This is a genomic window from Streptomyces sp. Root431, from assembly GCF_001426585.1.
Lineage (GTDB): Bacteria > Actinomycetota > Actinomycetes > Streptomycetales > Streptomycetaceae > Streptomyces > Streptomyces stackebrandtii.
Genome location: NZ_LMEI01000009.1, coordinates 113,658 through 140,591, shown reverse-complemented (window position 1 = coordinate 140,591; position 26,934 = coordinate 113,658). Strand labels below are relative to the sequence as shown.

At 71.6% G+C, this 26,934-nt stretch carries 31 protein-coding genes, 1 tRNA gene and 1 pseudogene; 25 read left to right on the top strand and 8 right to left on the bottom strand.

Features of this window, described 5'->3' with window-relative positions; genetic code table 11:
* Window positions 1-41: 41 nt before the first annotated feature.
* The 3 genes from ASC82_RS14145 to ASC82_RS14135 all read left to right on the top strand — a co-directional run bounded on the left by ASC82_RS14145 (window position 42) and on the right by ASC82_RS14135 (window position 2,438).
* Window positions 42-368, top strand: coding sequence for a hypothetical protein (locus tag ASC82_RS14145; RefSeq protein ID WP_056646910.1), 327 nt, complete (start codon window positions 42-44; stop codon window positions 366-368).
* Window positions 369-395: 27 nt separating this feature from the next.
* Window positions 396-1,454: a DUF6745 domain-containing protein gene (locus ASC82_RS14140; RefSeq protein WP_242427652.1), complete on the top strand. Its 1,059-nt coding sequence runs from the start codon at window positions 396-398 to the stop codon at window positions 1,452-1,454.
* 141 nt (window positions 1,455-1,595) lie between these two features.
* Window positions 1,596-2,438, top strand: coding sequence for an SIMPL domain-containing protein (locus ASC82_RS14135; RefSeq protein ID WP_242427651.1), 843 nt, complete (start codon window positions 1,596-1,598; stop codon window positions 2,436-2,438).
* 24 nt (window positions 2,439-2,462) lie between these two features.
* Here ASC82_RS14135 and ASC82_RS14130 read toward each other — a convergent pair whose 3' ends face one another.
* Window positions 2,463-3,227: a TetR/AcrR family transcriptional regulator gene (locus tag ASC82_RS14130; RefSeq protein ID WP_079039257.1), complete on the bottom strand. Its 765-nt coding sequence runs from the start codon at window positions 3,225-3,227 to the stop codon at window positions 2,463-2,465.
* Between the two features lie 71 nt (window positions 3,228-3,298).
* Entirely contained in the window at window positions 3,299-4,492 is a 1,194-nt protein-coding gene (locus ASC82_RS14125; RefSeq protein WP_199862535.1) for a glutamate dehydrogenase, read from the bottom strand.
* Between the two features lie 140 nt (window positions 4,493-4,632).
* Here ASC82_RS14125 and ASC82_RS14120 point away from each other — a divergent pair, with 140 nt between their 5' ends.
* From ASC82_RS14120 to ASC82_RS31075, 4 genes are all read left to right on the top strand, one after another.
* Window positions 4,633-5,835 carry an MBL fold metallo-hydrolase gene (locus ASC82_RS14120; RefSeq protein WP_056646907.1) on the top strand — a complete coding sequence of 401 codons (1,203 nt, stop codon included), beginning with the start codon at window positions 4,633-4,635 and terminating at the stop codon, window positions 5,833-5,835.
* 609 nt (window positions 5,836-6,444) lie between these two features.
* Window positions 6,445-7,275: a DUF1206 domain-containing protein gene (locus ASC82_RS14115; protein ID WP_079039256.1), complete on the top strand. Its 831-nt coding sequence runs from the start codon at window positions 6,445-6,447 to the stop codon at window positions 7,273-7,275.
* A 266-nt stretch (window positions 7,276-7,541) separates the two neighbouring features.
* A complete protein-coding gene (locus tag ASC82_RS31375; RefSeq protein ID WP_277914786.1) occupies window positions 7,542-7,667 on the top strand; it encodes a hypothetical protein in 126 nt (41 codons plus the stop codon).
* A gap of 221 nt (window positions 7,668-7,888) precedes the next feature.
* Window positions 7,889-8,083: a hypothetical protein gene (locus ASC82_RS31075; protein ID WP_056646904.1), complete on the top strand. Its 195-nt coding sequence runs from the start codon at window positions 7,889-7,891 to the stop codon at window positions 8,081-8,083.
* A gap of 218 nt (window positions 8,084-8,301) precedes the next feature.
* Here the strand turns inward: ASC82_RS31075 and ASC82_RS30630 are convergent, their stop codons facing one another.
* Both ASC82_RS30630 and ASC82_RS14105 read right to left on the bottom strand, forming a co-directional pair.
* Window positions 8,302-8,448, bottom strand: coding sequence for a hypothetical protein (locus ASC82_RS30630; protein ID WP_199862534.1), 147 nt, complete (start codon window positions 8,446-8,448; stop codon window positions 8,302-8,304).
* 49 nt (window positions 8,449-8,497) lie between these two features.
* Window positions 8,498-8,857, bottom strand: a complete 360-nt coding sequence (locus ASC82_RS14105) for a hypothetical protein (RefSeq protein WP_056646900.1) — start codon at window positions 8,855-8,857, stop codon at window positions 8,498-8,500.
* 267 nt (window positions 8,858-9,124) lie between these two features.
* Between ASC82_RS14105 and ASC82_RS14100 the strand changes: the two genes are divergently transcribed.
* From ASC82_RS14100 to ASC82_RS14070, 7 genes are all read left to right on the top strand, one after another.
* On the top strand, window positions 9,125-9,349 hold the full coding sequence (locus tag ASC82_RS14100; RefSeq protein ID WP_056646897.1) for a DUF6458 family protein: 225 nt from the start codon (window positions 9,125-9,127) through the stop codon (window positions 9,347-9,349).
* A gap of 212 nt (window positions 9,350-9,561) precedes the next feature.
* The gene (locus ASC82_RS14095; RefSeq protein ID WP_056646894.1) at window positions 9,562-9,963 is read left to right on the top strand and encodes a hypothetical protein; all 402 of its coding nucleotides are present in this window, start codon (window positions 9,562-9,564) and stop codon (window positions 9,961-9,963) included.
* Window positions 9,964-10,062: 99 nt separating this feature from the next.
* The gene (locus ASC82_RS14090) at window positions 10,063-10,380 is read left to right on the top strand and encodes a SpoIIE family protein phosphatase (protein WP_056646891.1); all 318 of its coding nucleotides are present in this window, start codon (window positions 10,063-10,065) and stop codon (window positions 10,378-10,380) included.
* Between the two features lie 94 nt (window positions 10,381-10,474).
* On the top strand, window positions 10,475-10,960 hold the full coding sequence (locus ASC82_RS14085; RefSeq protein ID WP_056646888.1) for an ATP-binding protein: 486 nt from the start codon (window positions 10,475-10,477) through the stop codon (window positions 10,958-10,960).
* A gap of 382 nt (window positions 10,961-11,342) precedes the next feature.
* A complete protein-coding gene (locus tag ASC82_RS14080) occupies window positions 11,343-11,768 on the top strand; it encodes an SsgA family sporulation/cell division regulator (protein ID WP_056646886.1) in 426 nt (141 codons plus the stop codon).
* Window positions 11,769-12,092: 324 nt separating this feature from the next.
* Window positions 12,093-12,944, top strand: a complete 852-nt coding sequence (locus ASC82_RS14075) for an RNA polymerase sigma factor SigF (protein WP_107105894.1) — start codon at window positions 12,093-12,095, stop codon at window positions 12,942-12,944.
* A gap of 324 nt (window positions 12,945-13,268) precedes the next feature.
* A complete protein-coding gene (locus tag ASC82_RS14070; protein WP_056646883.1) occupies window positions 13,269-13,541 on the top strand; it encodes a GlsB/YeaQ/YmgE family stress response membrane protein in 273 nt (90 codons plus the stop codon).
* A 313-nt stretch (window positions 13,542-13,854) separates the two neighbouring features.
* Here ASC82_RS14070 and ASC82_RS14065 read toward each other — a convergent pair whose 3' ends face one another.
* On the bottom strand, window positions 13,855-14,589 hold the full coding sequence (locus ASC82_RS14065) for a hypothetical protein (protein ID WP_056646881.1): 735 nt from the start codon (window positions 14,587-14,589) through the stop codon (window positions 13,855-13,857).
* 763 nt (window positions 14,590-15,352) lie between these two features.
* On the opposite strand from ASC82_RS14065, the gene ASC82_RS14060 reads away from it, so the two are divergent.
* The 5 genes from ASC82_RS14060 to ASC82_RS14040 are packed head-to-tail and all read left to right on the top strand — an operon-like array spanning window position 15,353 to window position 19,297.
* Window positions 15,353-17,311 (top strand): ATP-binding protein, encoded by a 1,959-nt coding sequence (locus tag ASC82_RS14060; RefSeq protein WP_056646877.1) that lies wholly within the window; start codon window positions 15,353-15,355, stop codon window positions 17,309-17,311.
* A gap of 7 nt (window positions 17,312-17,318) precedes the next feature.
* A complete protein-coding gene (locus ASC82_RS14055; protein WP_024757972.1) occupies window positions 17,319-17,753 on the top strand; it encodes a roadblock/LC7 domain-containing protein in 435 nt (144 codons plus the stop codon).
* A 2-nt stretch (window positions 17,754-17,755) separates the two neighbouring features.
* Window positions 17,756-18,127 carry a DUF742 domain-containing protein gene (locus tag ASC82_RS14050; protein ID WP_024757971.1) on the top strand — a complete coding sequence of 124 codons (372 nt, stop codon included), beginning with the start codon at window positions 17,756-17,758 and terminating at the stop codon, window positions 18,125-18,127.
* On the top strand, window positions 18,105-18,728 hold the full coding sequence (locus ASC82_RS14045) for an ATP/GTP-binding protein (protein ID WP_024757970.1): 624 nt from the start codon (window positions 18,105-18,107) through the stop codon (window positions 18,726-18,728). The genes ASC82_RS14050 and ASC82_RS14045 overlap by 23 nt, the downstream gene beginning before the upstream one ends.
* Window positions 18,725-19,297 (top strand): GAF domain-containing protein, encoded by a 573-nt coding sequence (locus ASC82_RS14040; protein WP_056646873.1) that lies wholly within the window; start codon window positions 18,725-18,727, stop codon window positions 19,295-19,297. The genes ASC82_RS14045 and ASC82_RS14040 overlap by 4 nt, the downstream gene beginning before the upstream one ends.
* A gap of 80 nt (window positions 19,298-19,377) precedes the next feature.
* On the opposite strand, the gene ASC82_RS14035 is transcribed toward ASC82_RS14040, so the two are convergent.
* Window positions 19,378-20,586, bottom strand: a complete 1,209-nt coding sequence (locus ASC82_RS14035; RefSeq protein ID WP_056646870.1) for an acyl-CoA dehydrogenase family protein — start codon at window positions 20,584-20,586, stop codon at window positions 19,378-19,380.
* 578 nt (window positions 20,587-21,164) lie between these two features.
* Between ASC82_RS14035 and ASC82_RS14030 the strand changes: the two genes are divergently transcribed.
* From ASC82_RS14030 to ASC82_RS14005, 6 genes and pseudogenes are all read left to right on the top strand, one after another.
* Window positions 21,165-21,238, top strand: a tRNA-Pro gene (locus tag ASC82_RS14030).
* 430 nt (window positions 21,239-21,668) lie between these two features.
* Complete coding sequence (locus ASC82_RS14025) at window positions 21,669-21,995, top strand: PadR family transcriptional regulator (protein ID WP_056646867.1); 327 nt, start codon at window positions 21,669-21,671, stop codon at window positions 21,993-21,995.
* On the top strand, window positions 21,992-22,348 hold the full coding sequence (locus ASC82_RS14020; protein WP_056646865.1) for a DUF1048 domain-containing protein: 357 nt from the start codon (window positions 21,992-21,994) through the stop codon (window positions 22,346-22,348). Before ASC82_RS14025 ends, ASC82_RS14020 begins: the two co-directional genes overlap by 4 nt.
* Before the next feature lies 1 nt (window position 22,349).
* Window positions 22,350-22,676: a DUF1048 domain-containing protein gene (locus ASC82_RS14015; protein ID WP_056646862.1), complete on the top strand. Its 327-nt coding sequence runs from the start codon at window positions 22,350-22,352 to the stop codon at window positions 22,674-22,676.
* 120 nt (window positions 22,677-22,796) lie between these two features.
* Window positions 22,797-23,722: pseudogene (locus tag ASC82_RS31370) on the top strand (ATP-binding cassette domain-containing protein).
* On the top strand, window positions 23,719-24,510 hold the full coding sequence (locus tag ASC82_RS14005) for an ABC transporter permease (RefSeq protein WP_056646859.1): 792 nt from the start codon (window positions 23,719-23,721) through the stop codon (window positions 24,508-24,510). The pseudogene ASC82_RS31370 and the gene ASC82_RS14005 overlap by 4 nt, the downstream one beginning before the upstream one ends.
* A 90-nt stretch (window positions 24,511-24,600) precedes the next feature.
* Here ASC82_RS14005 and ASC82_RS30625 read toward each other — a convergent pair whose 3' ends face one another.
* Together ASC82_RS30625 and ASC82_RS13990 are read right to left on the bottom strand one after the other, a co-directional pair.
* Window positions 24,601-24,972, bottom strand: coding sequence for a hypothetical protein (locus tag ASC82_RS30625; protein ID WP_199862533.1), 372 nt, complete (start codon window positions 24,970-24,972; stop codon window positions 24,601-24,603).
* Window positions 24,973-25,537: 565 nt separating this feature from the next.
* Window positions 25,538-26,803: an MFS transporter gene (locus ASC82_RS13990; protein WP_056646850.1), complete on the bottom strand. Its 1,266-nt coding sequence runs from the start codon at window positions 26,801-26,803 to the stop codon at window positions 25,538-25,540.
* Window positions 26,804-26,934 lie beyond the last annotated feature (131 nt).

Here is a 26,934-nt window from a genome sequence, read left to right as displayed (position 1 = left end):
CTCGTGTTCGGGCGAAGCGCGCCGAACGGGAGGGGAGAGCCATGTACCGGCAGGGAGACGTGCTGATCGCGCCCGTCGAGGAGACGGCCGTACCGGCCCGCGCGAAGGCCGCGGCGGGGGAGCCGAGGGACGCCAGGGGCCGCCTGGTCCTCGCCCTCGGCGAGGTGACCGGGCACGCCCACGCGATTCCCGGACCCGGCCGGCTCGTACGGGAGCCGGGCCCCTTCGGCCCGCTCCTGCTCGAACTGCCCGAGGGCGGCCGGGTGGTGCATGAGGAGCACGCCCCGATCGCCCTGCCCAAGGGCTGGTACCGGGTCGTGCGGCAGCGGGAGTACGTGCCCGGCGCGTACCGGATCGTCGCGGACTGACGGCCCGGAAGGCGTGAGGGGCTCGACATGGACAAGCACGAGGACTTGGGGGACACCGGCATGAACCGCACCACCGCACAGGACACGTGGCGGGCCGTCGCCGCGGCCACCGGACCGGCCGACCGCGCCGCGGCCGAGGCCGGGATCCGGCTCGCCTACCGCACGGCGGGGCTCGCCGAGCCCGCACGGGTGCTCTGGGCGGACTCTCCGCTCGCGGCCGTCGCGCTCGTCCGGGGGCTCGCCCACCCGGGCCGTTCGGTACGGGAGGAGGTGCGCACCCGGCCCTGGGCCGAGGAGCGGCGCCGCGTCCACGACGCGCTCGGTCCCGCCGGCTGGGCGGCGCACTGGCAGGCGACCGGCGCGGGCCTCTGGGACCTCACACGGGAGCTCGCCGACCGGATCCGGGCCGGGGTGACGGAGGCCGCCGCGGAAAGGGTGACCGACGGGACCGCGCGGGAGGCGACCGCCGTCCGGCTCGTGCTGCTCGACGCGGTGCTCGGCCAGCACGACGCCGCCTGGCTCGCCGCGTTCGACGGGCGGGGCGAGCGGCTCGCGGGGCTCGCCGCCGTCGCCGCCCACGCCGGCTGGTGGTGGCCTTACGAGAACGTCGCGGTGGTCTGCGAGCGCCCGGTCGAGCTCCACCGGGACGAGGCCGGGCGCCTCGACCGTGGCGACGGCCCGGCCCTCGCGTACCCCGACGGATTCGCCCTGCATGCCTGGCGGGGCATGCAGGTGGACGCCGATTTCCTGGCCGGTCTCGTCGACCTCACCCCCGAGCGGATCCGTGCGGAGGAGAACGCCGAACTGCGGCGCGTGATGCTGGAGTACTACGGCTACGACCGCTACCTCGCCGCGTCGGGCGCCCGGCACGAGCACCGCGACGAGACGGGCGTGCTGTGGCGCGTCGAACTGGCCGACGACGAGGACGTGGTGATGGTCGAGGTCGTCAACTCCACCCCCGAACCGGACGGCAGCCACCGCACGTACTGGCTGCGGGTGCCGCCCTCGACCAGGACCGCGAGAGAGGGCGTGGCCTGGACCTTCGGGCTCGACTCCGCCGCGTACGAGCCGCTCGTCCAGACCTGAGCGCGGCCGGGAGGCGCGGTCCCGGCTGGTACGGAGAGGTGAAGGGCGCCGCCGGTCAGGAGTGGCGTGCGGGAGGCGACGGCGCCGGGTGCTGGGATGTGCCCGCCGGAGCCCCGGCACCCACCCCTGAAGGGACCCCCTGTGACGACCCGCCAGCCCCGGACAGCACGCCCGACCAGGACCGCCCGCACCCGGACCACCGCTCGTACCGCCACGACCGTCCGTGCCGCCACGACCGTCCGCGCCGCCCGTCTGCTCGCCGCCACCGCCGTGCTCGGCGGGCTGCTCGTCGGTACGGCGGCCCCCGCCCTGGCCGCCGCGCCCGAGCGGCCCGCCCTCCGCACCGCGGCCCGGGCGCCCGCGCCCGCCACGGTCTCCGTCACCGGGACGGGCCGGGCGTCCGCTGCACCGGACCTGGCGATCCTGTCCGTCGGGGTCGAGGCGACCCGTAAGACGGCGAAGGAGGCCATGGCGGCCCAGAGCACCGCGGCCGAGGCCCTCCTGGAGGTGCTGCGCAAACAGGGGATCGCCGACCGGGACATCCGGACCGACAGCCTCTCGCTCTCGCCGGTGTACACGCAGAACGCCGAAGGGGAGAGCAAGGTGACCGGCTACCAGGCCGGACAGTCCTTCTCCGTGAAGGTCCGCGACCTCGACAGGACCGGGCAGGTCATCGGCGCCGTCAACGAGGCCACCGGGGACGCGGGCCGGATCAACGGCGTCGTCTTCGACGTCGCCGACCCGTCGGCGCTGCGGGTGAAGGCGCGCGAGGCCGCCTTCCAGGACGCGTACGACAAGGCGGCGCAGCACGCGCGGCTCAGCGGACACCGCCTCGGCCGGCTGGTCTCGCTCAGCGAGGGCGACTCCGTGCGCCCCGGCCACGGCGCGCTCCCCTCGATGCCCGCGGACGAGCCGGGCGTCCCGCTGGCGCCGGGCGAGATCGAGGAGCAGGTGACCGTCTCGGCGGTCTTCGAGCTGATCTGACGCCTACGAGGTCCGCTCCGGCGGCTACGGGCCGGGCGGTTCGTCCGCCCCGGCGTGATCGAGGGCCGGGTCTTCCTCCCGCGCCCCGACCGCTTCCCGCGGCGCCTCGGCTTCTTCCCGTACGCCGACTCCGGATTCTTCCCGTACGCCGACTACTTCCCGTACGCCGCTCGGCGTCGTCTCGCCCGGTGACTCCTCGGGCAGTCCCAGCTCGCGGGCGAGGGCGGCGTCCGCCCAGCGCAGCAGCGTGGCGCGCGAGAGGGAGCCGGCGTACGCCGTCGTCTGGACCGCGAGCCCGTCGAGGAAGGCGGTGAGCCGCCAGGCCGCCGCGGTCGGATCCGGACAGCGGAACTCGCCGGCCGCGACCCCCTCCGCGATCACCCGGGCGAGGGCCGCCTTCCACTCCCGGTCGAGCGAGGCGGCGACCGCACGCAGCTCGGGGTCGCGCAGTGAGGCGGCCCACCCCTCGATCCACAGCCGCCAGCCCTTGGCCTGGCCGGTCGGCGCGTACCAGCGCACGGCAGCGCGCAGCCGGCGCACCGCCGTCGAGCGCCGTCCGAGAAGCTGTCGCAGGCGGGCGAGATCGCCCTCGGCGGCGTGCGAGAAGGCGGCGGCGACCAGCTGTTCCTTGGTCGAGAAGTGGTAGAGCACCAGGGCGTTGCTCACCCCGAGTGCCGAGGCCACGTCGGAGATCCGGACGGCGGTGACGCCCCGGGCCTCGATCTGTTCGACGGCGGCCCGCAGCAGATCCTCCCGCCGCTCCGCCACGCTCAACCGCACTCTCGCCACGCCGAGCAGCCTACACAGCACGTGACAAGGGCATGATCGTCAACGAGATCGCCGCCCGGGCCCTGAGCGGATCAGTACCAGCCGTAGCGCTCGGCGATCAGCGGGAGCCGCTCCGCGACCAGCGCGTGCGCCGCGGCGCGGGGGCTCGTGCCGTCCGCCGCCGCCCGGTCGAGCAGCCCGCCCACCAGCTCCCGCATGGACCGCCGTACCCGCTCGAAGGCCTGCCCGGCGTCTGCCTCGATGTCACCGAAGAGCGTCCACCACCACCAGGCGTTGGTGCACGAGTTCACGACCACGTCGGGCAGCACGGTCACCCCGCGCGCCGCGAGGGCCTCCTCGGCCTCCGGCAGGACCGGCATGTTGGCCGCCTCCGCGATCCAGCGGGCCGTGATCAGTCCCTGGTTCCCGGCGTCGATCGCGTACGAGACGGCCGCCGGGACCAGGACCTCGGCGTCGACCGCGAGCCAGGCGTCCCGGGGCTCCTCCCGGTCGCCGGGCCGCAGGGCCGTGCGGTCGACCGTGCCGTGGGCGTCGCGGGCGGCGAGGAGCGCCTCGACGTCGAGGCCGTCGGGGTTCACGATCGTGCCCCTGACGTCGGCGACGGCCACGACCCGCAGCCCGGCCCGGGCCAGGAAGCGCGCGGTCGCGCCGCCCATCGTGCCGAGCCCCTGCACCGACACCCGGGTCCCCTCGTGCGCCCGCCCGGCCCGGTCGAGGGCGACGAGCACGGACTCGGCGACGCCGAGGCCGCCGACCAGCTCGTCGAGCCCGATGCCGTCCACCTCGATCGCGAACGCGTCGGCGAGCCGCTTGCGGGCCGTCGCCTCGTCGTCCAGGAGCGGGTACACGGCCTGCACGGACGAGACGAGCCCGGCCTCGGCCGCGGCCCGGTCCACCAGGTCCTGGGTGAGCCCGAGGTCCTCCCCGGTGGTCCAGAACCGCTCGATGTACGGCCGCATGGCCCGCAGGTAGCGCACGAGGACGCCGTACGCCTCGGGGGATCGGGGATCGAAGTCGATGCCGCCCTTGGCGCCGCCCAGCGGGACGTAGCGGGCCTCGGGGTCGTAGTGCAGGGCTTCCTTCATGGTCATGCCGCGGGCGAGCCCGGCGACCTCGGCCGCCGTGCACCCCTCGCGCATCCGCAGGCCGCCGCTGGCGACCCCGCGCACCAGCCGGTCGACGACCAGATGCCCCCGGCGGCCGGTCACGTGATCGGTCCAGTCGACGGACAGCAGGGGGACGGACAGCAGGGGGGTGGGACTCATCGCGCGTCTCCTCAGGAGGGCCGTATCCGAACGGGGAACCGGGATTCTTACTGAACAACGATTCAGTATGACGGGTCTCCCCGGCCGTCCGCGGCGCGGGCCGCCCATAATGGAACGACCCCCAGAGATCAGGAGGTCCTGTGACCGGTACCGGCTCCGACCGTTCGCCACGGGCCCGGCTGCGCGCGCTGCGCCCCGAGTCCTTCGGCGCGGACCCCGCGGGCGAGCGCCTCGCCCGCATCCGCCGTTCGCCGAACTTCGCGGACGGGATCTTCCAGAACCCCGAACCGGCCCGCCGCGGGCCCTCGGGCTCCACCCTGGAGTTCGCCAAGATCTACTTCGAGAAGGAAGGACGCGCGCGCCGAGCCCCCACCGGCACGATCCCCGTCCACCCCACGACCGTCGCCGACCTGGCGAAGGCTCCGGTCACCGGGCTGCGCATCACCTGGATGGGGCACTCCGGCGTCCTCGCCGAGATCGACGGGCACCGGGTCCTCTTCGACCCGGTCTGGGGAGACCGCTGCTCCCCCTTCCCCTTCGCCGGCCCCAAGCGGCTCCACCCGGTGCCCGCGCCCCTCGCGGCCCTGGGCCCGGTCGACGTCGTCGTGATCTCGCACGATCACTACGACCACCTCGACCTGCCGACGATCAAGGCGCTCGCCACCACCGACACCGTCTTCGCGGTGCCGCTCGGCGTCGGCGCGCACCTGGAGCGCTGGGGCGTGGCCCCCTCCCGCCTGCGCGAGCTGGACTGGAACGAGTCCACCGAGATCGGCGAGCTGCGGCTCACGGCCACCCCGGCCCGCCACTTCTGCGGCCGCGGCATCCGCAACCGGCAGCAGACCCTCTGGGCCTCCTGGGTCGTCCAGGGCCCCGAGCACCGGATCTTCCACAGCGGGGACACCGGCTACTTCTCCGGCTTCAAGGACATCGGCGCCGCGCACGGCCCCTTCGACGCCACGATGATCCAGATCGGCGCCTACTCGGAGTTCTGGACCGACATCCACATGACTCCCGAGGAGGGCGTGCGGGCCCACCTGGACCTCCAGGGCGGTGCGGCGTCCGGTGTGCTGCTGCCGATCCACTGGGGCACGTTCAACCTCGCCCCGCACCCGTGGGCGGAGCCGGGGGAGTGGACGAGGGACGCGGCCGAGGAGGCCGGCCAGGCGGTGGCCTTCCCCCGGCCCGGCGAGCCCTTCGAGCCCGGCGGCAAGCTGCCCGGGGAGTCCTGGTGGCAGCCGGTGTCCCGTCCGATCACCCGCCCGTGGCGCCGCCCCCGGGGCGTCGAGGTCGCGGCGGGGGAGACGCGCAGCGACGATCTCGACCTCGCGGGCGACAGGTGACGTCGCTCGGGGACGAGCGTGCCGAGGTGGCGCGGCTGCCGGAGCGTCTCCCGGCTGACGGGCGTCATCGTGTGCCGAGGGCGACAGGGCCTGTTTCGAAAGTGGCGATGTCTGTACGCAGGGCAGGCCTGGCGGCGGCTGGTACGTGAGATCGCAAGGCGTTGGGTCGCCCCGATACTGGATGTATCGGGGCGACCCCGACACCATCTGAGCCCTCGGCCGGAACCGCCGACCAGTGCCTCGCCGAGCGGGCGCGCCGGTAGAGCGCCGACCGTTCGCACCGGGCGGCGCGGACGAGCAGCCCCGCGCCTCGCAGGACGGCGAGGCGGTCTCCTGCCGCGCCGGGCGCCATGGCGAGGCTTCGGGCGAGCGAAGAAGCCGATCTCGATACCGGCGGTGCGCCAGGCGCTGCTCGGGTGCGGGCCCTCGATGGTCGTGGCCCCTCCGTGTTCCCCGATCACACCCACCCGGCGCACGACATCGCGCTCGCGTGCAGTCCGGAGAGCGACCTCTCGACGACGCGTCGAGAAAGCTGTCGAGAGACGCTCGGTGGTTCAGCCGAGGGAGACGGGGCACCCGAAGGTTCCGACCCGAGGGGAGTGACCGGTCATGACCACAGGAGAGTCGTCCGCGACCGTGGCGAGTGGAGCGGACCGAGGAAGGGTCGTACGGGGAGGTGCTCGGGCGGGCTTCGCGGCGCGCGGGGTGCTGTACCTTCTCGTCGGCGCCCTGGCCGTACGCATCGGCCTGACGGGCACGAGCGAGCAGGCCGACCGGGGCGGGGCCCTCGCGGAGGTCGTCGCGACGCCGTTCGGGTTCGTCCTGCTCTGGGCTCTGGGCGTCGGCCTCGCCGGCATGGCGTTGTGGCGGCTTTCGGAGACGCTCTCCGGGGCCGCCGGGCCGAAGGGCGACCGCCCGGGCAAGCGCGTTCTGTCCGGTGGCCGGTTCGGGTTCTACGCGGTCTCCTCCTTCCTCGTCCTGTCCTTCGCGGTGGGGGACCGGGGCAGTGGTGAGGGCTCGACCGACAGGCAGAGCCAGGACCTCACGAGCCGCCTGCTGTCACTGCCCGGCGGCCCGTGGTGGGTGGGGGCGGTGGCCACGGGCGTCCTGGGCGCGGGGCTGTGGCTCGCCGGCCGGGCCGGACTGCGGAAGTACCGCGAGCATCTGGAATGGCAGCGGATGTCCACGCTGCAGCGCCGCTTCATGGACGTGACGGGCACGGCGGGCGGCGTCGCGCGCGGGCTCGTGTGCGCTGCCGTCGGCTTTTTCGGCCTGAAGGCATCGAGTGAGTCCGACCCGGGCGAGGCCAAGGGGGTGGACGACGCGATCCGCTCATTCGCAGAGGCCCCGGCGGGCCCGTGGCTCCTGGTCGCCGTGGCCGTCGGTCTCGTGCTCTTCGGGGCGTTCTCCTTCGGCCAGTCCAAGTGGCGTGAGGTCTGATCCACCGTCCCTCCTTGCACGGGCATTCCCGACTGAGGGCGGTCCGTACACGCTCTTCTGCGCCGGACGGAACCGCGTTGCCTCGGCGCGTTCCAGCCGGGACCGGGCAGCCGCCCGGTGTCGAGCGAGGCCGAGTGGACGCCTTCGGCTGCGCGGCCACCGTCCACCTGGAGGACCGCCTCGCGGAACACATCGGCGCGGCCTGGGCCGAGGAACACAGCGCGTTCCGCACGCCCTTGAGCGCATGGACCTGAGAGGCTGGACGGATGCGTCACCACGATCCTGTCGTCATCGGTGCGGGATCCGGCAATGCCGTCGTCGACGATTCGTTCGCCAATCTGGACGTGGCCATCGTCGAGGAGCGCTGGTTCGGCGGCACCTGCCTCAACTGAGGGGCGCCTGCTCGGCCCGCAGGACGAGACCGTCCGGGAGCGGTTCACGGACCTGGTCCGCTCCCGCTACGACCTCAGGCTCGGCCGGGAGTCCAGATCGCCTCGGTCGGCGCCACCGAGCAGGACTGCCGCGACAGAGGCCTGGACTACGTCGTGGGCCTGGCCGGCTACGGCGACATCGCCTACGGCTGGGCGATGGAGGACACCACCGGATTAGCAAGGTGCTCGCCGACCCCGGCACAGGGCGTCTCCTCGGCGCCCACCTGATGGGCGCCGAGGCTTCGACACTCATCCAGCCCCTCGTCCTGGCGGCGACACTCGGAATCGACGCCACCACGCTCGCCGAGTCCCCGTACTGGATCCATCCCGCGCTCACCGAGGTCGTGGAGAACGCCCTCCTCGACCTCGGTCTGTGAGGCCCGCCGTAACCGAGAGGTTCCCGTCCGGCCGAGCGGCGGGCAGCGCCGGTTGCCCGCCGACACCCCGGACAGCCGCCCGACCGGGCCCACCGAACCATGCGGGACCACAGGAGGAGCGGTGACGAACCCGGATCCCTTCGCTGACGGACTCGACGGCCCGCTGCACGGGGTGAGGGGCGTCGTTCCACCGGCCCGCCGGGCCGGGTGAGCAGCCGTCAGCGGTGGCCGCGCACCTTGGCGAGGAGGCGCTGCACCTGGGAGCGCCTGCGGGGGTCGGCGGCGGCCCGGCGGACGGACGCCGCGGCGCTACGGCCCTGAGGGCTCTGGGCGAATCGCTTGATACGGGTCAGCAGTGCGCTCATGGGGTTCTCCTTGGATCGCGACGGCGGGACGTTCCTGCGGGGAGATCGCCTATCGGAAGAAAGCCAGGTAGTAGTCGACGAGCCCCATGCGGTGCGGCTGCTCGTCGTCCCGTTCGTGGTCGGGGCCGGGTTCGAACGGCGGGGCCTCCTCGATCAGCTGCTTGGAACAGCCGAGGCGGAGCGTCTTCGTACCTGGGTCGGCCGCGGTCACCACCCCCGCCGGAACGATGACGCGTCTGCCGGGGATCCAGGGAGCCGTGTCCACCACGACATGGGCGCGGCCGGCCGTGGGCTCGTGCGTGTCGACCGTGCCCGCGAACCCGTCCGTGGCCTCGACCCTGTACCCCGTCAGATCGAGATGCGCTGTATGGGCCGCGGTTTCGCTGTAGGTCCAGATGTCGTACGCCATGGCTGCCTTCCTTCTGTTGAGGGCGAGTGCCACCGGGCTACGTGGTCTCTCACTCCGTGTTGCCCGTCGCCGCCGTCCCACACCATCCGGATAAGTGAGACCGAGTGGGAGCAGGGTCGTCGCCGCCACGGAGGGGCAAGGAGCGAGAGCGCCCGTCTGCGCGGTCCGGCGAGGGCAGGCCCGACCGCGACCTGGGGAAAGCGGCGGCATGATCCCTGCAGCGCCGGGTACGCGGACGCTGTCCAACTCGTTTGGGAGGGAGCAACCATGGGTCTGGGACTGTTCGTCATCATGATCGCCGCCGGTGCCATCCTCACCTTCGCGTCCGACTGGGAGCTCGAAGCGGTCGACCTCGATCTGGTCGGCCTGATCCTCATGGCGGTCGGCCTCCTCGGAACCGCCGTCTACACGAGCATCCTTCGCCGCCGCCGGATGGTGGTCCCGCCCGTGGCGCCCACGGTCACCGACGACGACCGGCGTGACCTGCACTGAGGCGGGCCCCGGCGTTCGGTTCTGACAAGCCGTGGCCCGGATTTCCCCTCAGGTCACACGACGGCGTGGGCCGGACGAGCTTCCGTCCGGCCCACGCCGTCGTACGTCCGTGGTCGCGCGGGGCCGGCCGCACACCACTGCGGGGAATATGAGGAGCCGGTCCGATACGACGAACCGGGTTTACCCCAGGCGCATCGGGTGAGACGGCCCTCATGAGTGCTTCGGAGAAGAGTGGACAGAGCCAGTTCCCCTGGACCGGGCCGTACGCCGTGCCGGACTACCCGGACACGGCCGAGACGTACGACTCCGACACGGCGGAGAGGTACGACTCCGACACGGCCGAGACGTACGACCCCGACACGGCGGAGGTCTACGTGGACATGGGGGAGCTGCATATCCTCCCGATGCCGTTCCCCGAAAGGGCCCGCACGGCCGCGCAGGCGGCCCGCGGTGCCGGGAACACGCTGTGGACCGCCCTGCGCGCGCACAAGGCGGCGACGGCTGGTGCCGCCGCAGGCACGGCGGCCGCGCTCACCCTCGCGTACGCGCTGGGACGGAGAGCGCGGCGACGCGGCCCCGGACCGGTGGCCCTGCTCTTCGAACGCCGCTTCTGAGGGGGCGAGGCCCCCGGGCTTCCCGGCGGCGCGTACACCCCATACCCCGGCATGAATGAGCCCGGCACTCGCCGTTCGGAGCGTGCCGGGCTCGTCCGCGTGTTCAGGCGGTCAGTACTGCTCCGCTTCGACCTGACCACCGGCGAGATCGAGGTGGTCGACGCCGGGTCGCCGACGCTCTGGCGGATCCGCGGCGCGGTGACCGAGCGCGTCGAACTGGACCGCCAACTCCCTCTCGGCATGGTCGAGGACACCGTCTACGCGCCCCAGCGCCTGCGCCTCCCGCACGGCGACCGGCCGGTGTCGTCGCCTGCGGCACGGGCGAGCCCCGGACCGCGGGGGAGGACGAGGCACCGGACGCGAGGCGGGACGGGGAACCTGCTCCGCTCCTCCCTGACGCTTCGCCGACGTATGTGATCCCCGTCGAGGGCGGTGTGGGAACCATGAAGAGGGGAAAGGCGGAGAACGGGGTGCCCTGCGCACCCATCGGGACGAGGGGAGTACCAGCGTCATGACGGACGCGATGACCGCGGAGCCGGCGCCACGGAAGCACGTGCTGGCCGCGAGTGTCGTCTACGACAACGCCTCCGACGGCGGCGTGATCGCCTCCGCGCGTGCCTTCACAGCCGACTTCCTCGCGGCTGCCCCGTCCGTGCGGCGTGAACCGGTGGCCGACGAGCGCGTCGAGCTGGCGCAGTTGGTGGTCAGCGAGCTGGTGACCAACGCGGTCCGGCACACGGTCGGCCCCTGCCGACTGCTGCTGGAGCTGCGTCAGGACACCCTGGAGATATCGGTGTTCGACGGCGCGGCCGCTGCTCCCGTACCCCGCGGACATGATCCCCACCGGATCGGACAGCACGGCGTCGAGATCGTCGTCGCTGTCTGCGAGAGCCTGAGCGTGGAGCCGGAACCGGAGGGGAAACGGGTCCGGGCGCGCCTCTCCCTCCTGCCGGAGTACGCCGGCACGGCGACCCCGGCGGAACGGCCCCCGCGCTGATTCACCCTGCTGGCCACCGGCAGGCCGAGGCGGTGGGAGTGCTGCCGGCCCCGACCGCAGACCGCCCTTCCCCGACGGGTTGCTCCAACCCACCGGCACGTACGAGCACCTGACGGGGCGACCCGGGACGGCAGCGCACGACTGTGGGACACCCCGAGCGGCGCAGCGGACGGACCCCGGTTCCCAGGCTTCTGACCGGCCGCCCTGTTCCCACGGCCTCCGACGGCCCTCTCCCACGGCCTCCGACGGCCCTCTCCCACGGCCTTCATGAAGCCGCTACGCCGTCGGCGCATCCGTCTCGTGTGCATGAGGTGTAACAGGGAGGGGACGGGTCATGCGGACCCCGCACCCGATTGCCACGTCTCCTCAGCCGGAGGACCTCATGCCCAAGCCCCCCGTCGCGCCCCTTCCCCCGCCGCGCGTCCTCACGCAGCCCATGGCCATGGAACTGCTGACTCCGGACGCGGTGGTCCCGATCGAGACCACCGTCACTTACACCTCCCGCGACCCCCACGCGCTGAGCATCGTCTTCCACCTCCTGGACGAAGCTCCCGTCGTGTGGCGCGTCGACCGTGAGATGGTCCTCACCGGATCGCTGACGGCCACCGGTGCGGGGGAAGTCCACCTGCGGCCCGCTCCCGACGGCCGGCTTCTCCTGCGGCTCGGCCCGGCCGGGCATTGCGCCGAGGTGAGGTGCGACCAGGACGGGCTCGCCCGCCTCGTACGCGACACCTTCGTCCTGGTGCCGCAGGGCACGGAGGAGAACCACATCGACTGGCAGCCCCTGCTCGCCGCTCTCAGGACCTGAGGTGAGGTCTGCAAGCCGCCTCCGCGCGGGGTGGCGTTGCTCGGGAGCACGGGACGACGCGTCGTGCGCGGCCATGTGCAGGCACTCCTTGTCCCACGTAAGGGGAGAAGCGGGGCCTGGTGCCCGACGGCCTAGACAGACGGTGCGCGGAAGGGTGCTGACTGCCCCTCATGCCTGGTTCCCGCGACCCGACGAGCGCGCCCGGGTTCCGCTCATCGGGAAATCCCTCGACAACTCGCCCGTGTGGACTTCGGCGCACCGGGTAGGCGAGCCGGGCACGGGGCCACGACTCTCGGCTCAGGACACACGTGAAAGGGGAATGGCGTGACGCTCACCACGATGTCGGCCAAGGGGACCGAGGCCGGAACGGGAACGCTGCCGGTGATCCCGGACGCGTTGGCGGTCGCGCCCAAGGACGCACGGGCCCTGTCGAAGCTCTTCTTCCGGGAGCTCACGGTGCTGGAGGAGGGGACGCACGAGTACCAGTACGCGCGCAACACCCTCATCGAGATGAACATGAGCCTGGTTCGCTACGCGGCCGGGCGGTTCCGTCATCGCGGCGACGAGATGGAGGACATCGTCCAGGTCGGCATGATCGGCCTGATCAAGGCGATCGACCGGTTCGAGCTGTCGCGAGAGGTCGAGTTCACCACGTTCGCCGTGCCCTACATCGTCGGCGAGATCAAGAGGTTCTTCCGGGACACATCCTGGGCGGTGCACGTACCCCGCCGCCTGCAGGAGGCGCGGGTGGAGCTGGCCAAGGCGACCGAGGAACTGAGCACGCGCCTGGGCCGGACACCGACGGTCAAGGAACTCGCCGAGCTGATGAGCCTCACGGAGGAGGAGGTCACCGAGGCGCGGCTGGCCTCCAACGGCTACAACTCCTCGTCGCTCGACGCCGCGCTGAGCGGCGAGAACGAGGACGGCGAGGCCTCCCTTGCCGACTTCATCGGCAGCGAGGACCCCGCCATGGAACTGGTGGAGGACTTCCACGCCCTGGCCCCGCTCATCGCCGAACTCGACGAGCGCGACCGGCAGATCATCCACCTGAGGTTCGTCGAAGAACTCACCCAGTCCCAGATCGGGGAACGCCTGGGCTGCTCCCAGATGCACGTCTCCCGCCTGCTCTCGCGCACCGTGGAGCGCTTGCGCCAAGGTCTGCTCGAAACCGAGTGATGCGGCCGACCGCCTGCGCGTGGCATCCGTGGGAGCGGTGCGGCGCGTGGGATCGGCCGACGCCCTGCTCCATGCCTCCGTGACGAGCGAACCTCTTCCGGAGGAGTACCGGAGTACCGAACTACCGGAGTGCCGGAGTATCGGAGTGCCGGTCTCACCGCCTCGGCGGCCGAGCGCTCCCCGTCGGACCGACACCGTGGCCGCCCTGTTCCCGCGCGCTCTCGGAGGGCACGTCCTGGTCATCTCGGCAAAACCTGTTTGGCCGCGCCGGATCGGTGCAGGCGAAGCTTACGAACTTCTTGGGCGACGAACTGGAGACACATCATGGGCATCATCGCGTGGATCCTCATCGGCCTGCTGGCCGGCGCGATCGCGAAGGCTCTCATGCCGGGCAGGGACCCGGGCGGCATCATCATCACCATGCTCATCGGTGTTGCCGGCGGCCTGCTCGGCGGCTGGCTCGGCAAGGTGGTCCTCGGCGTCGACGCCATCGACGGATTCTTCGACCTTTCCACCTGGATCGCTGCCATCGTCGGCTCGGTGATCCTCCTCGCCCTCTACCGCCTCATCACGGGCAACCGCCACCGCCACGCCTGACCCCGGCCCAGGCCGGTGCATGGGAGAAGGCTCCTCTTTCCCCTCGCGGGTCAGGGGCCTTCTGCGTGTGCGGGGGAGTCGAGGAATCGGGCATGACGTCCTCCTCCAGCACCGCCTTGCAGACGGCGAGGGACTCGCGGCGCTATCCGACGCTCGACCTCGCGGGCGACACGTGACGTCGATCGGGGACGATCCTGTCGCGCTCGCGCGACTGCCGGAGCGCCTCCCGCCCGAGGCGCGGCCGTGTGCCGTGTGCCGTGTGCCGAGTGGCTCGGGCGGGGCGCCCGGCGCTGAGGGAATCCCGGCGCGACGGTCAGTGCGGTGGTGGTGCGGGGTGCAGGGCGTTGCCGACGCTGCAGCCGCCCTCTCCGGGCATCCGCTGGATCCGGGGCGGCGTCCACACCTCGGTGGCGCCGGGGGCCACGCGGGCGAGAAGGCAGTCCTGCGGGTCGAAGCGGTTGCCCTGCACCAGCAGGAGGACGCCGACCCGGCCGTTCTCCGCCTTCACCTCGGTACGGATCTCGCGGGGCAGGTCCAGGGCGGCGAGCGTACGGCGCACCTCGGCCTCGTCCACGCGACCGCCCTCCGGTACCCGGGGGAGCTTCGCGCGGAGCTGCTCGTCCGGCAGCCGGGGCGGTTCGGGCGGCGGGGCGAAGGCCAGCGGAGGACCGTCCGGGCAGTCCACGTCACGGGGTTCCTCGCGCCACTCCGACTTCGGCGACACCCGCACCGCGAAACAGCGCAGCACGGTGATCTCGTCGAGGTCGAACCGCTCGTCGTACGCCGACCCGGACGTGCGGACGACCACCTCGATGCCGTCCCCGTCGTGTGTCGACGCACCCGTCACCCGCAGCACCTCCACCCCGTCGATTCGGGAAGCGGAGCGCCCGACCTCCTCCGCCGTACGCGGTCGCTGGCCGTGGAGCCGCTCACCCGCCGTCCTGGCCACCGCCCGTGCGGCGTCCGTCGCCTCGTCGTTGGAGTCCCGGAACAGCCCGCAGCCGGCGGTGAGCAGCAACAGCGGGGCGAGCAGCAGCAGTCGGCGCATGCGTCCACCCTTCCGACGCCGCCCGCGGCGGGCAACGGCTCGCGTACTCGGACCGGTCTGGGCGATCGTACTCAGCCGGCGCGGCGGCGGACGGCGAGGGCGAGGAGCGGCGCTGCGGGCAACGGGGCGGCGAGGGCGGCGTATCCGTCCATGGGGGGGGCGTCGAGCCCGCCGAGGGCCCGTGCCCCGATCCCACCATGTGGGTGGCCGGGAGGATTCCGCTCTCACCGACGGTCACGGGCGGCGCGTCGTCGCAATCGGCGCGAATGCGTATCCGGGTAGCGGACAGACTCCCGGGGAGCCCGGTGCGGATGCGGGTCGAGGCGTGATGGAAGCCGTGCGTACGACGTGATCCCGGTGGTGTGCTGGCTGGATTTCGTCTCCTCCGGGGGATTCCGGTCGGGGGCGATTTCCGCAGAGGGTGGAGGTGTACGAGTGCCTCCGCCCTCTTCCGTTCCTGCCGCTCTCCGGCGTGCCGAGGTCGCGCCGTCGAGTTTCGGCCATGTGGTTCTCGGCCCGTCGGGCGAAGGGTGATACCAGACCGGGCCGCTCTACGGGTAAGTTTGCCAACTGCGCACCGCACATGAACGGTTGACGACTACAGTGTGTGGTTGGTGATCATCGGTAGGCTCATCGCATCCACGCAGTACCCCCGGCACGACACCCCCGCACGACACCCCAGAACGACCGTCTGAAGCTCCCCCGTAGTCCACCCCCTGTACCCCGCAGTACGCCGATTCCTGGGCACGTACCAAGGACACTCATGTCTCAACTTCGCGCACCCGCCTCGCGGTCCGATCGACGCGAGGGCGGGCGGCACGGCCGGTCGGGCGCCCGCTCCGCCTCCGGCACCCCCAGCACCCCCCCGGCGCAGACGCCCGCGCCGCTCCCGACGGAAGCCCGCATACGCCCCCAACTCCTGCGCACCTCCGTGCTCCCCGCCGTCGCGGTGGCACTGGGCGGCGCGGCGGCCGTCCTCTTCACCATCCGCTCCACGGGAGCCAGCCCGACGCCCGGCCTCTGGGCCGCGCTGACCGGCGCGGCCGCCCTCACCGTCGCCTCCGTGACCGCCGCCGCGCTCGGCGCCGACCGGGCGGCGAAGGCGGTCCTCGACCGCTGTAACGCCCTGCGCCGCTCCAGCGCTCGCGGCCAGAGCGAACTGCGTACGATCGTCGAACAGTTGCGCAGGGGAGAGGGGCTCCCGCCCCGCCCCGCGGTGCCGTCCGGCAATGTGACAGGCGACGAATTCGACCTGCTGTCCCAGGAGTTGGGACGCTCGCACGAGGCCGCCGTGGCGGCCGTCGTCCAGGCGTCCCGACTCTCCAGCAGCGTCGGCAACGAACAGAAGGTCGAGGTCTTCGTCAACCTCGCCCGGCGCCTGCAGTCCCTCGTCCACCGCGAGATCCAGCTCCTCGACGAGCTGGAGAACGAGGTCGAGGACCCGGAGCTGCTCAAGGGCCTGTTCCACGTCGACCACCTGGCCACCCGCATCCGCCGGCACGCCGAGAACCTCGCCGTGCTCGGCGGCGCGATCTCCCGCCGCCAGTGGTCGAACCCGGTCACCATGACCGAGGTGCTCCGCTCCTCGATCGCCGAGGTCGAGCAGTACCCGCGCGTGAAGCTCGTACCGCCGATCGACGGTACGCTCCGGGGCCATGCCGTGGCCGACGTCATCCACCTCCTCGCCGAACTCGTCGAGAACGCGACGCTGTTCTCCGCCCCGCACACCACGGTGCTGCTGCGCGCCCAGTACGTCACGGCAGGCCTCGCGATCGAGGTCGAGGACCGCGGCCTGGGCATGCCCGTCACCGAGCAGAACAAGATGAACGCCCTGCTCTCCGATCCCGATCAGGTCAACGTCGCGCATCTGCTCCAGGACGGCCGCATCGGCCTCTTCGTCGTCTCGGCGCTCGCCCGCCGGCACGGCATCGCCGTACGACTCCAGTCGAACATCTACGGCGGCGTCCAGGCCGTCCTCGTGCTGCCGCAGGGCCTCCTCGGCGCCGACCCCGAAGGCCTCGCGCAGCACGAGCGCCAGGCCGCCGCGGCCGTCGGTTCCCCGGCGATCCCGCCGGGCCAGGTGCAGATGCAGCCCCAGGCGCAGGAGCCGGTCCAGGCCCCCGAGCCGGTCCATGCTCCGGCACCGGCCCACGTGCCGGCGCCGGTCCCGGTCCACACCGAGGCGCCGGCGCACGCCGACGTCCGGCACTCGGAGCGGCACGAAGGGCAGTACGAGAGCCCCCACGCGGTCCCGGTCGCGGGCCGGACGCCGGTCCACGCCCAGGCCTCCGCGCCACTGGCCGCGTCCGCGCCCTCCCCGGAGCGGGCCGCCGTCCGCCACGAGGAGGTGCCGGCCACGGACCCGCTCGCGTACCCCCGTACGAGCGCGCAGATGAACGGCCACGTCAACGGCCACGCGGACACCGGCTCCACCCCGTCGATACCCGCGCAGTCGCTCGGCACCGAGCACCAGTCACCGCTGCTGCCCCCGGCGCCCTCGGCGCCCCGAGCCGAGCCCTCCGGCCGGCCCCTCCTCCCGAAGCGGCGTGCCCAGGAGCACCTCGTCCCGCAGCTGCGCGACGAGCCGATGGCCCGCAAGCCCGAGGAACACGCCCTGCACGACCCCGGTCTGATGGCCGCATTCCAGCGCGGGATCGGCCTCGCCGAATCCCAGCCCGCCCCCCACGAACCGCTGCGTCCAGGCGACGCGCACAAGGAGTAGATGCACCATGGCGAGCAATGTGCCGAACGGCCATTCCTCGGATCTCGACTGGCTGCTGAGCGGATTGGTCCAGCGGGTCCCGTACACCCGCAACGCCGTTCTGCTCTCCTCCGACGGCCTCGTGAAATCCGTCCACGGCCTCGACCCCGACGCCGCCGACCACATGGCGGCCCTGGCCTCCGGGCTGTACTCGCTCGGCCGCAGCGCGGGCGCCCGGTTCGGCGACGGCGGTGAGGTCCGACAGGTGGTCGTGGAGCTCGACTCCACGCTGCTGTTCGTGTCCACCGCGGGCTCGGGCACCTGCCTGGCCGTCCTCGCCGGGCGCGAGGCGGACGCCGCCGTACTCGGCTACGAGATGGCGATGCTCGTCAAGAGCGTCCGGCCGTATCTGGTCACGCCGGCCCGGCAGGCGGCCGGCGCGGCAGGTGGCCTCGGGCAGTGAACGTGACGTCTCATCAGGAAGGGCCCTGGCTCGACGACGCGGCCGGCCGGCTGATCCGGCCGTACACCGTGAGCGGCGGCCGGACCAAGCCCAGCACCACGCTGGACCTGCTCTCGATGGTGATGGCGACCGGCTCGATCCCGCAGCCCCACATGGGCCCCGAGCACAGCCTGGCCCTCGGGCTGTGCGACGGGCCCACCTCGGTGGCCGAGATCGCGGCGCACTTACGGTTGCCGGCCGTCGTCACCAAGGTCCTGATCTCCGACCTCGTGGACTGTGGGGCGCTCACCGCCCGAGCCCCCCGCTTCCACGCCAACCAAACCGACCGTTCCTTGCTGGAGGCAGTGCTCGATGGCCTACGACAACGGCTCTGAGCGCCACGAGAGTTTCGCGACCGACCCCTTCCCCACCGCACTCAAGATCCTGGTGGCGGGCGGCTTCGGCGTGGGCAAGACGACCTTCGTGGGCGCGGTCAGCGAGATCGAACCGCTCAGCACCGAGGAGCTGCTGACCTCGGTCAGCGCGGCCACCGACAGCCTGGAGGGCGTGGAGTCCAAGACCACGACCACCGTGGCCATGGACTTCGGGCGCATGACGCTCGACGACCGCCATGTGCTCTACCTGTTCGGCACCCCCGGGCAGGAGCGCTTCTGGTTCATGTGGGACGAGCTCTCCGAGGGCGCGCTCGGCGCGGTCGTCCTCGCCGACACCCGCAGGCTCCAGGAGTGCTTCTCCGCCGTGGACTTCTTCGAGCGGCGCGGCATCCAGTTCGTCGTGGCGGTCAACGAGTTCGACGGCGCCTACCGCTACGAGCCGGACGAGGTGCGGGCCGCGCTCGACCTCAAGCCGGAGGTGCCGGTCGTCGTGTGCGACGCCCGGATCTCCAGCTCCGGCATCCGTACCCTGCTGACCCTCGTCCAGCATCTGCTCACCACCATCCCGGCCGCCGTGCCGAGCTTCGGAGCCACGCCATGACCTACGACCCGACCGGTCATCTCCTGCTGACCCCCATCGACAAGGACGCGCCCGCACGGGTGCAGCGGCTCCGCGAACTCGGGCTCGGGGAGCGGCCGGACCCGGCGTTCGACGAGTTCGCGCACCGCCTCGCGGACGTGACCGGAGCCCCGTTCTCGATGGTCAACTTCATCGACGAGAACCGGCAGTTCTTCGCCGGACTGCACACCCCCGAGGGCACGCACTCGGGCAGCGACCTCGGCGCGGCCGCGGCGAACACCGGCGGCGTCGGCCGCTACATGGCCCGCGACCACGGCTACTGCCCGCACGTGGTCGTGCGGCGCAAGGCCCTCGTCCTGGAGGACGTCTGCGACTACCCCCGCTTCGCGGGGAACCCGGTCGTGGACGAGATCGGGATCCGCTCCTACATGGGCGCGCCGCTGATCGACCGTACCGGTGTCGCACTGGGCACGATCTGCGTGGTCGACACCGACGTCCGGCCGTGGGGGCGCGCCGGTCTGGAGACGATCAAGGCGATGGCGGCCGAGCTGGTGGAGCAGATCCACCGCCGCGAGGACGGCATGTTCTGACCGGCACCACCGGGAACACGGCCGGGGCCCCGGTACGGCGGATGTCGCCGTACCGGGGCCCCGGCCGTATCCGTGCGCGCTCAGGCGTGCGCCGGTTCGAGCTCCTGGGTGCGGACCAGATCGGAGAGCCGCTCCGACCAACTGCCCTTGTCCTGGCCGAGGGCGACCTCGGCCAGCCGCAGGAGCTGGATGTCGGACGTGCCGGCCGGGGCGAAGATGTGGTGCGCGTCCCGGAGGTAGCGCTCGATGGCCCGGTCCGTGAAGAGCCCGGCGGCGGCGTGGATCTCCATGGCGTTGCGGCCGGAGTCGATCGCCGACTCGACGTTGACGAGCTTCGCGTTCATGAGCTCGGCGTCGCAGGACAGGCCCTGGTCGAGCAGGTGCACGGCGTGGTAAGCGGAGAGCCGGGCCGTCATCAGCCGGGACTGCATCTGGCCGAGCTTCAGCTTGACCGTGGGCAGGTCGTGGAGCGGCTTGCCGTAGCGGATGCGCTCGGAGGCGAACCGGGTGGTCTCCTCCAGGATCGCCTGGTGGATGCCGAGCGAGACGGCGGTGAGGTTGGCCCGCCCGTACAGGACGCTGGAGGAGTACGCGACGGAGAGGCCGTCGCCCTCGTCGCCGAGACGGTTGGACGCCGGCACTCGGCAGTTCTCGAAGATGAGCTCGCCGAAGCTGAAGCCGTGGAGTCCCATGGCGGGCTGCTGCGGACCGGTCCTGAACCCCGGGCGATCGGATTCGACCAGGAAGGCCGTGAGTCCCTTCGAGCCGGGACCGGTCCTGACCACGACGCCGTGCAGATCGCCCACGTGGCTGTTGCCGACGTAGACCTTGCTGCCGTTGAGGATGTAGTCGTCGCCGTCCCGGACCGCGCTGGCGCTCATCCCGAGGACGTGACCGCCGGACTCGGGCTCGGTGACCGCGATGGTCGGCAGGCACTCACCGGCCGCGACGGCCGGAAGCCACGTCTTGCGCTGCTCGTCGCTGCCGAAGTGGACGATCTTGGCGGTGCCCAGCTGCGAGGCCTGGACCATGGCGCCCATGGCGCCGCTGACCCGGGAGAGCTCCTCGATGATGATGGTTTTGGCCAGGTGGCCGGCGCCCATACCGCCGTACTCCTGGCTGATTGTCGCGCCCAGCCAGCCCTGCTCGGCGATGAGCCGGGAGAGCTCGTGATGGACCGTCCGGGATGCTTCCATCTCGGCTATCCGTGGCCGAACCTCACGCTCCGCGAAGTCTCGGACCGTCTCCCTGAGCTGATGATGCAGTCGACTGCTGAAGTAGCCGTCCATTCGAGTCCTCCCCTGCGAAACGCCTGCCGGCCTGTCGGTCGAGCAGGTGGTGCATCGGCAGTGGTCCCGTCCCGAACAGGCCGACCTCTTCATGGTGTTGATCTTTCCGGGACGGAGCAATATCGCCACGACTTTTGTCTGAAACAGGAGCTGTTGACGATTGAATCTGACTGTGTTTCGTGTGGTGTTGGCCCCCTTGCACCGATCCGGAGTCCATTCCCCGTGGGCATCTTTCTGCCACATGCCAACGGCAACGGATCCGACGGCATATGGCCATGAGGTCGCCGAGGTCGTCACATGAGCCCCTTCTTCACCATAGGAGCGGCATTCCGGAACCTGTCCGACCCCGCCCCCACCCCGAGAACACGGGCCTCGCACCCGCCCTCCCCACTCCGGGAGCCCTCACCACAGGCGTGCGGGCGCATTCGGGGGCGTGCGGAAGCATCACGGAGAGTGACCGCCGTGCCCCGGCGCGCACCCCTCGCCCGGGCGCCGGAAAGGGTTCGTGACCACCCAGGAAAGTGCGGTATTGTTCTCATGCGCGTTCGGCCAGGGGAAACCCCAGGTCAGACGGGTATCGGGACGTGGCGCAGCTTGGTAGCGCACTTGACTGGGGGTCAAGGGGTCGCAGGTTCAAATCCTGTCGTCCCGACTCGAAAGAGTCGTAGGTCGAGGGGCCGTTTCAGAGAGATCTGAAACGGCCCCTCGATCGTTTTTGGGACCTCGTGCGGGACTGCGCACGGCACGGTCAGCCCTTCAGGAGCCGGTCCAGTTCGCGTCCGGCCTCGTCGTACCCGGCGTGCATGCATCCCTCGTCCAGCAGCTCGCTCAGCTCTTCGACGTCATCGACCTGATTCAAGGTGCGCTACGGCTCCGGGGAGCGGCCCCACCTGGACGAGGACTCCGACATCCCGTCACTGATCCAGGGCGCGGTCAACGCCTCGCCCCCTGCGTGGCGGCGAATCGACACGCTCGTTCGGCAGCAGCTCAACGCGTGAGGTGAAGACCGACTCCACTACTCGGTGATACCGTATAGTGGTACTCGGTACTACGGAGTACCGCTGGGTCGAGGAGGGTGCGCGTTGGAAGACCTGACGGAGATGCTGAAGGGCACGCTCGAAGGGTGCGTGCTCGAGATCATCGGCAGCGAGGAGACGTACGGCTACGCCATCACCCGTCAGCTGAACGAGCTCGGCTTCACCGACGTCGTCGAGGGGACGGTGTACACCATCCTGCTGCGGCTGGAGAGGAACAAGCTCGTCCAGGTGACGAAGCGGCCGTCCGGCGTCGGTCCGCCGCGCAAGTTCTACGCGCTCAACGATGCCGGACGCGAGGAACTCGCGAAGTTCTGGGCGAAGTGGCAGTACGTCTCATCACGCATCGAAAGGCTCAAGGAGGGCGGGAGATGAACTTCTGGGAGACCATCACAGGCAGCGATCTCACCAGGGAGTGGAAGGCGTTCGAGGCCCGGGCCGAGGCCCTGCCCGACGACCACCGGGCGGCGTGGGAACAGATCAAGGTCCACCTCTTTCCCCATGGGGACTTCACCGGCCGCAACCTGATGCCCATCCTCGACGCCGCCCTGGGGCTGCTCGAGGAGACGGCGGCGGACGGGCAGGGCGCCCACGAGGTCCTCGGTGACGACATCCGAGGCTTCTGCGCGGCGCTGGCCGGTGGAGAAGGGGCCCGGACCTACCGCGACCGGTGGCGCGAGCAGTTGAACAGGAACGTCGCGAGGAAACTGAGCCGGCTGGGAGGCTGACATGGGTATCCAGGACATCATCGAGGGCAAGAAGCAGTGGCGGGCGCACAAGGCTCGGGTCAAGGCGCTCCCGCCGGACTACCGGATCGTCTACAAGGAGATGCAGAAGTACTTCTTCAAGGTCGGACCGGTCGACCTGCCCGACGGTCCCCTGCTTCCCGGGATCGTCGACTTCTTCGAGGAGGGCGTCGCCGCGGGCAAGGGGGTCCTGGAGCTCATCGGCACCGACGTCGCCGCGTTCTGCGACGAGCTGGTCAAGGACTCGCCCACGTACGCGGACGTCTACCAGGAGTCCATCAGCGGGGAATCCCGAGCGGTGGAGGGGTAGCACGCGTCGCCGGATGTGCGTGGGCGTAGCCCGCGTGCGGTTCGTTCCCCAGCGGCTTCCCTCTCTCGTCCCCTTTGTGCCTTCAGCCTCCGAAAGGATGCCTCCATGGCTTCGTCTGTCATGCCCACAACAAGGCGCGGCGAGGGTCGGCCGTCGCCGACCGCGATCTCCGCCGTCGGGCTGCGCAAGTCGTACGGCGAAAAGCTCGTCCTCGACGGCATCGATCTGCACATCCCGGCCGGGTCCGTGTTCGCGCTGCTCGGCCCGAACGGCGCCGGCAAGACCACCGCCGTCAAGGTCCTGTCCACGCTCATCGGCGCCGACGCGGGTGAGCTGCACGTCGGCGGGCACGACCTGGCCGCCGAACCGCAGGCGGTCCGCGCGGCGATCGGCGTCACCGGCCAGTTCACCTCTCCAAGCGCGAGGGGCGGCGGGTCGCCGCCGAACTCCTGGAGCGCTTCGACCTGGTGGACGCCGCGAAGAAGCCCGCCTCCACCTACTCCGGCGGCATGAAGCGCCGCCTCGACCTCGCGATGACGCTGGTCGGCAGCCCGCGGATCATCTTCCTCGACGAGCCGACGACAGGGCTCGACCCGCGCTCCCGCCACAACATGTGGGGCATCATCCGCGGCCTCGTCTCCGGCGGCGTCACCGTCTTCCTCACCACCCAGTACCTGGAAGAGGCCGACGAACTCGCGGACCGCATCGCTGTGTTGAACGACGGGAAGATCGTCGCCGAGGGCACCGCGGAGGAACTGAAGCGGCTCGTCCCCGGAGGCCACGTACGGCTCCGCTTCACCGACCCGACCGCGTACCAGTCCGCAGCCGACGCTCTGCGCGAGGTCACCCGGGACGACCACGCGCTGTCGCTCTCCATCCCCAGCGACGGCAGTCAGCGCGAACTGCGCTCCATTCTCGACTGGTTGGACGCCGCCGGCATCGAGGCGGACGAACTGACCGTCCACACCCCCGACCTCGACGACGTGTTCTTCGCCCTGACCGGCGGAGGCAACATCCCCGACCAGCCCAGGAAGGACGCCCGATGAGCTCCCTCTCCCTCGCCGTCCGCGACTCGCACACGATGCTGCGCCGCAATCTGCTGCACGCCTGGCGCTACCCGTCCGCGACCCTGAACCTGCTGCTCACGCCGATCATGATGCTGCTGCTCTTCGTCTACATCTTCGGCGACGTGATGAGCGCGGGCATCGCGGGCAGTGGCGCCGACCGCTCCGACTACATCGCCTACATCGTCCCGGGCATCCTGCTGATGACCGTCGGCAGCACCGTGATCGGGGCCGCGGTGTACGTCTCCATGGACATGACCGAGGGCCTCGTCGCCCGCTTCCGCACGATGGCGGTCTACCGCGGCTCGGTGATCGTCGGGCACGTCCTCGGGAGCGTGCTCCAGTCGGTCGCCAGCGTGGTCCTCGTCGGCGCCGTCGGAGTCGCCATCGGCTTCCGGTCCACGGACGCCACGGCCCTGGAGTGGCTGGCGGCGTTCGGTCTGATCGCGCTGTTCGCCCTGGCCCTCACCTGGATCGCCGTCGGCATGGGCATGGCCAGCCCGAACCCGGAGGCGGCCGGCAACATGGCCATGCCGCTGATTCTCCTGCCGCTCATCTCCAGCGCCTTCATCCCGGCCGACACGATGCCGGGCTGGTTCCGGCCGATCGCCGAGTACCAGCCCTTCACCCCGGCCATCGAGACCCTCCGCGGCCTCCTGCTCGGCACCGAGATCGGCCACAACGGCTGGCTCGCCCTCGCCTGGTGCGTCGCCCTGATCGCCCTGGGCTACCGCTGGTCGACGGCACAGTTCAACCGCGACCCGAAGTAGACCCCACTGCGCCGGCCGCCTCCCCGTAACTCGTCCTGCCCCTGTGTCTCTCAGGCGGGGTGGCCGACGTGGGAAGAGCCGTGAATGTCCCTAGGTCGGCAGGGTGGCGGTCCCGTTCAGGCAGTGGTCGAGAAGTGCGTGCAGGCGCGGAACGGAGAGGGCCGGATTGGCCGCAGCGCCCTCGGCGGGGACGAGTTGCGCCGACAGGCCCGGCCAACTCGCCGCGACCCGGCGGAGCACCGGCTCCCCGGACACCGCGCAGGCGGCGAACCAGTCGGGCGACGGCCCGACGGCCGGCTCGGTATGCGACGTGGTGAAGGGTTCGGTGATCGGGCAGGTGCAGTCAGGACCGTGCCCGATGATCCTGTCGATCACGTCGTACTCCGCCCAGGTACGGGGGAAGGGGTGGACGCGCGCGCACATCCGCACGTACTCGACCGGGTCCTCCCTCAACTCCGCCATCAGCTCCGGTCCCACGTCGGGCCGGGCGGCGACCGACGCACGGACCTCCGCGTCGGGGTGGCGCGCGAGCCGGGCGAGCGCATAGGCCGGGTGTGCCGGTTCCGGGCCAAGGGGAGCATCGTGCCCTCCGTGAAACACTGCTCGATGAGCGCTGGGGACAGAGCACACGTGGCGAACACGAATCCGTTGCGCGCGCCGAAGGACGGCAAGACGGCCTCCACCCGTTCCGGGTCCAGCGCCCAGTTCCTGTCATACGCCGCTTCACGGACCGCGGGGTCCGGATCATCGAGCAGCGCCGCCCGCTGCGCCGAGGTGAGGGACTGCCACCTCCACGTGGCCCGTATCCGGAGTTCGGGGTCCTCGCGGCCGGCCAGGGAGCGGAAGAAGGACAGCGGAATCTGCCGGGACGAATCGATCTCCGCGATGATCTCCTTCGCGGTGAGCTTGCCGTCCTCGCCCCCGTCCTGAGCGGTCAGGAGGGTGACGAGGACGTCGTCCGGCAGCGGTCGGACCCATCGGGAGTAGCGCCGGGGGCCGGAGGCGAGACACGCGCGTTCGTGTCGCGTCAGTCCGTGGTCGTCGGGGCCGGGCGGGCGAAGTGGCGGGCGGTGGGGGTCAGGGCTGCGGCGGCCGGGACGAGGAAGCAGGCTGCGGCGCAGGCGCCGAGGACGGTGGTGACTCCGAAGGTGTCGATGGCGGGGGCCATCAGGGCCAGGCCGAGGGGGGCGAGGCCGTAGGAGACGAGGAAGTCGAGCGAGGAGACGCGGGCCAGTTTGTCGGGGGCGACCTCGCGTTGGGTGGCGGTGAACCAGGGCACGTTGAACAGTTCGATTCCGATTCCGGCGACGGCGTACGCGGCGACGACGACGAGCGGGTGGACGGGGAGCATCAGGCTGAGGGGGGCGACGCCGTACACGGCCAGGCCTGCGAAGGCGGCCCAGCCCTGGGAGCGCGGGCGCCAGCGGGCGATGACCAGGGCTCCGGCGAGTGCGCCCACGGTGTACGCGGTCATGGCCGCGGCCAGTACCCACTGGGTGTCGTAGCGGTCCCTGCTGATCAGGGGCAGGGCGACGCTGGTGGCGGAGTAGCCGAGGGCGATGACCGTGACGAGGGCGGCGAGACCGGCGAGGAACCAGGGATGGCGGCGCGCCTCGCGTATGCCCTCCAGGAACTCGGCGCGGAATCCGGCGCGCGGCGCGGGAGCCGTGGCCGGGTCTGTTGGGGTGGTGGCGGCCTTGGCCGGGACCAGTGCGGCGATCAGCCAGAGCAGGCCGATGCCGAGCAACAGCGTCCCGATGTCGAGGAAGGCCGCGAGCAGGGCGGTCAGGGCGGGGCCCGCGAGTGTGGAACCGCGTACGGCCATGGTCATGGCGGCGTTGGCCTGTTGGCGGCGGTCGGGGGCGACGGTCTCGGCGGTGAGTGCCTGGAACGCCGGTCGGCAGGCGCCCTGTCCGGCGCCGGCGAGGGCGGCGGCGGCCGTCATCAGGACGAGCGAGCGGCCGAGCCCGGCGGCGAGGAGGGGTGCGGCGACCGCCGCCGCGAGGGCCGACCAGAGGACGACCGCCCGGCGGGAGTGCCGGTCGGCCAGGACGCCGCCGACGGCGACGGCGACGAGGAAGCCCGCGGTGCGCGCGGCGAGGACCAGGCCGAGTCCTGCGGCGCCGAGGTCGCGGTGCAGGACGGCGAGTCCGAGGACGAAGGGCAGGGCCCAGGTCGCGAGCCCGGAGGCGGTGGTGCCCGCCCACAGGCGCAGGAACGTGGTGTCGCGGAGGACCGAACGCGCGGGCGAAGTCTTGGAGTTGGTCGTCGTGGGGGGTGGTGTGGTCGCCACGGTGTGGTTGCTCCTTGGGGACGGCGGGGGAGGGGCGGGGCGGTCCGGCGGACAGGCCCCCCGTGTGGTTAATGAAAATGAATACCATTACAGTACCCTTCGAACGCGGCACTCCTGCCGGGTGCACGACA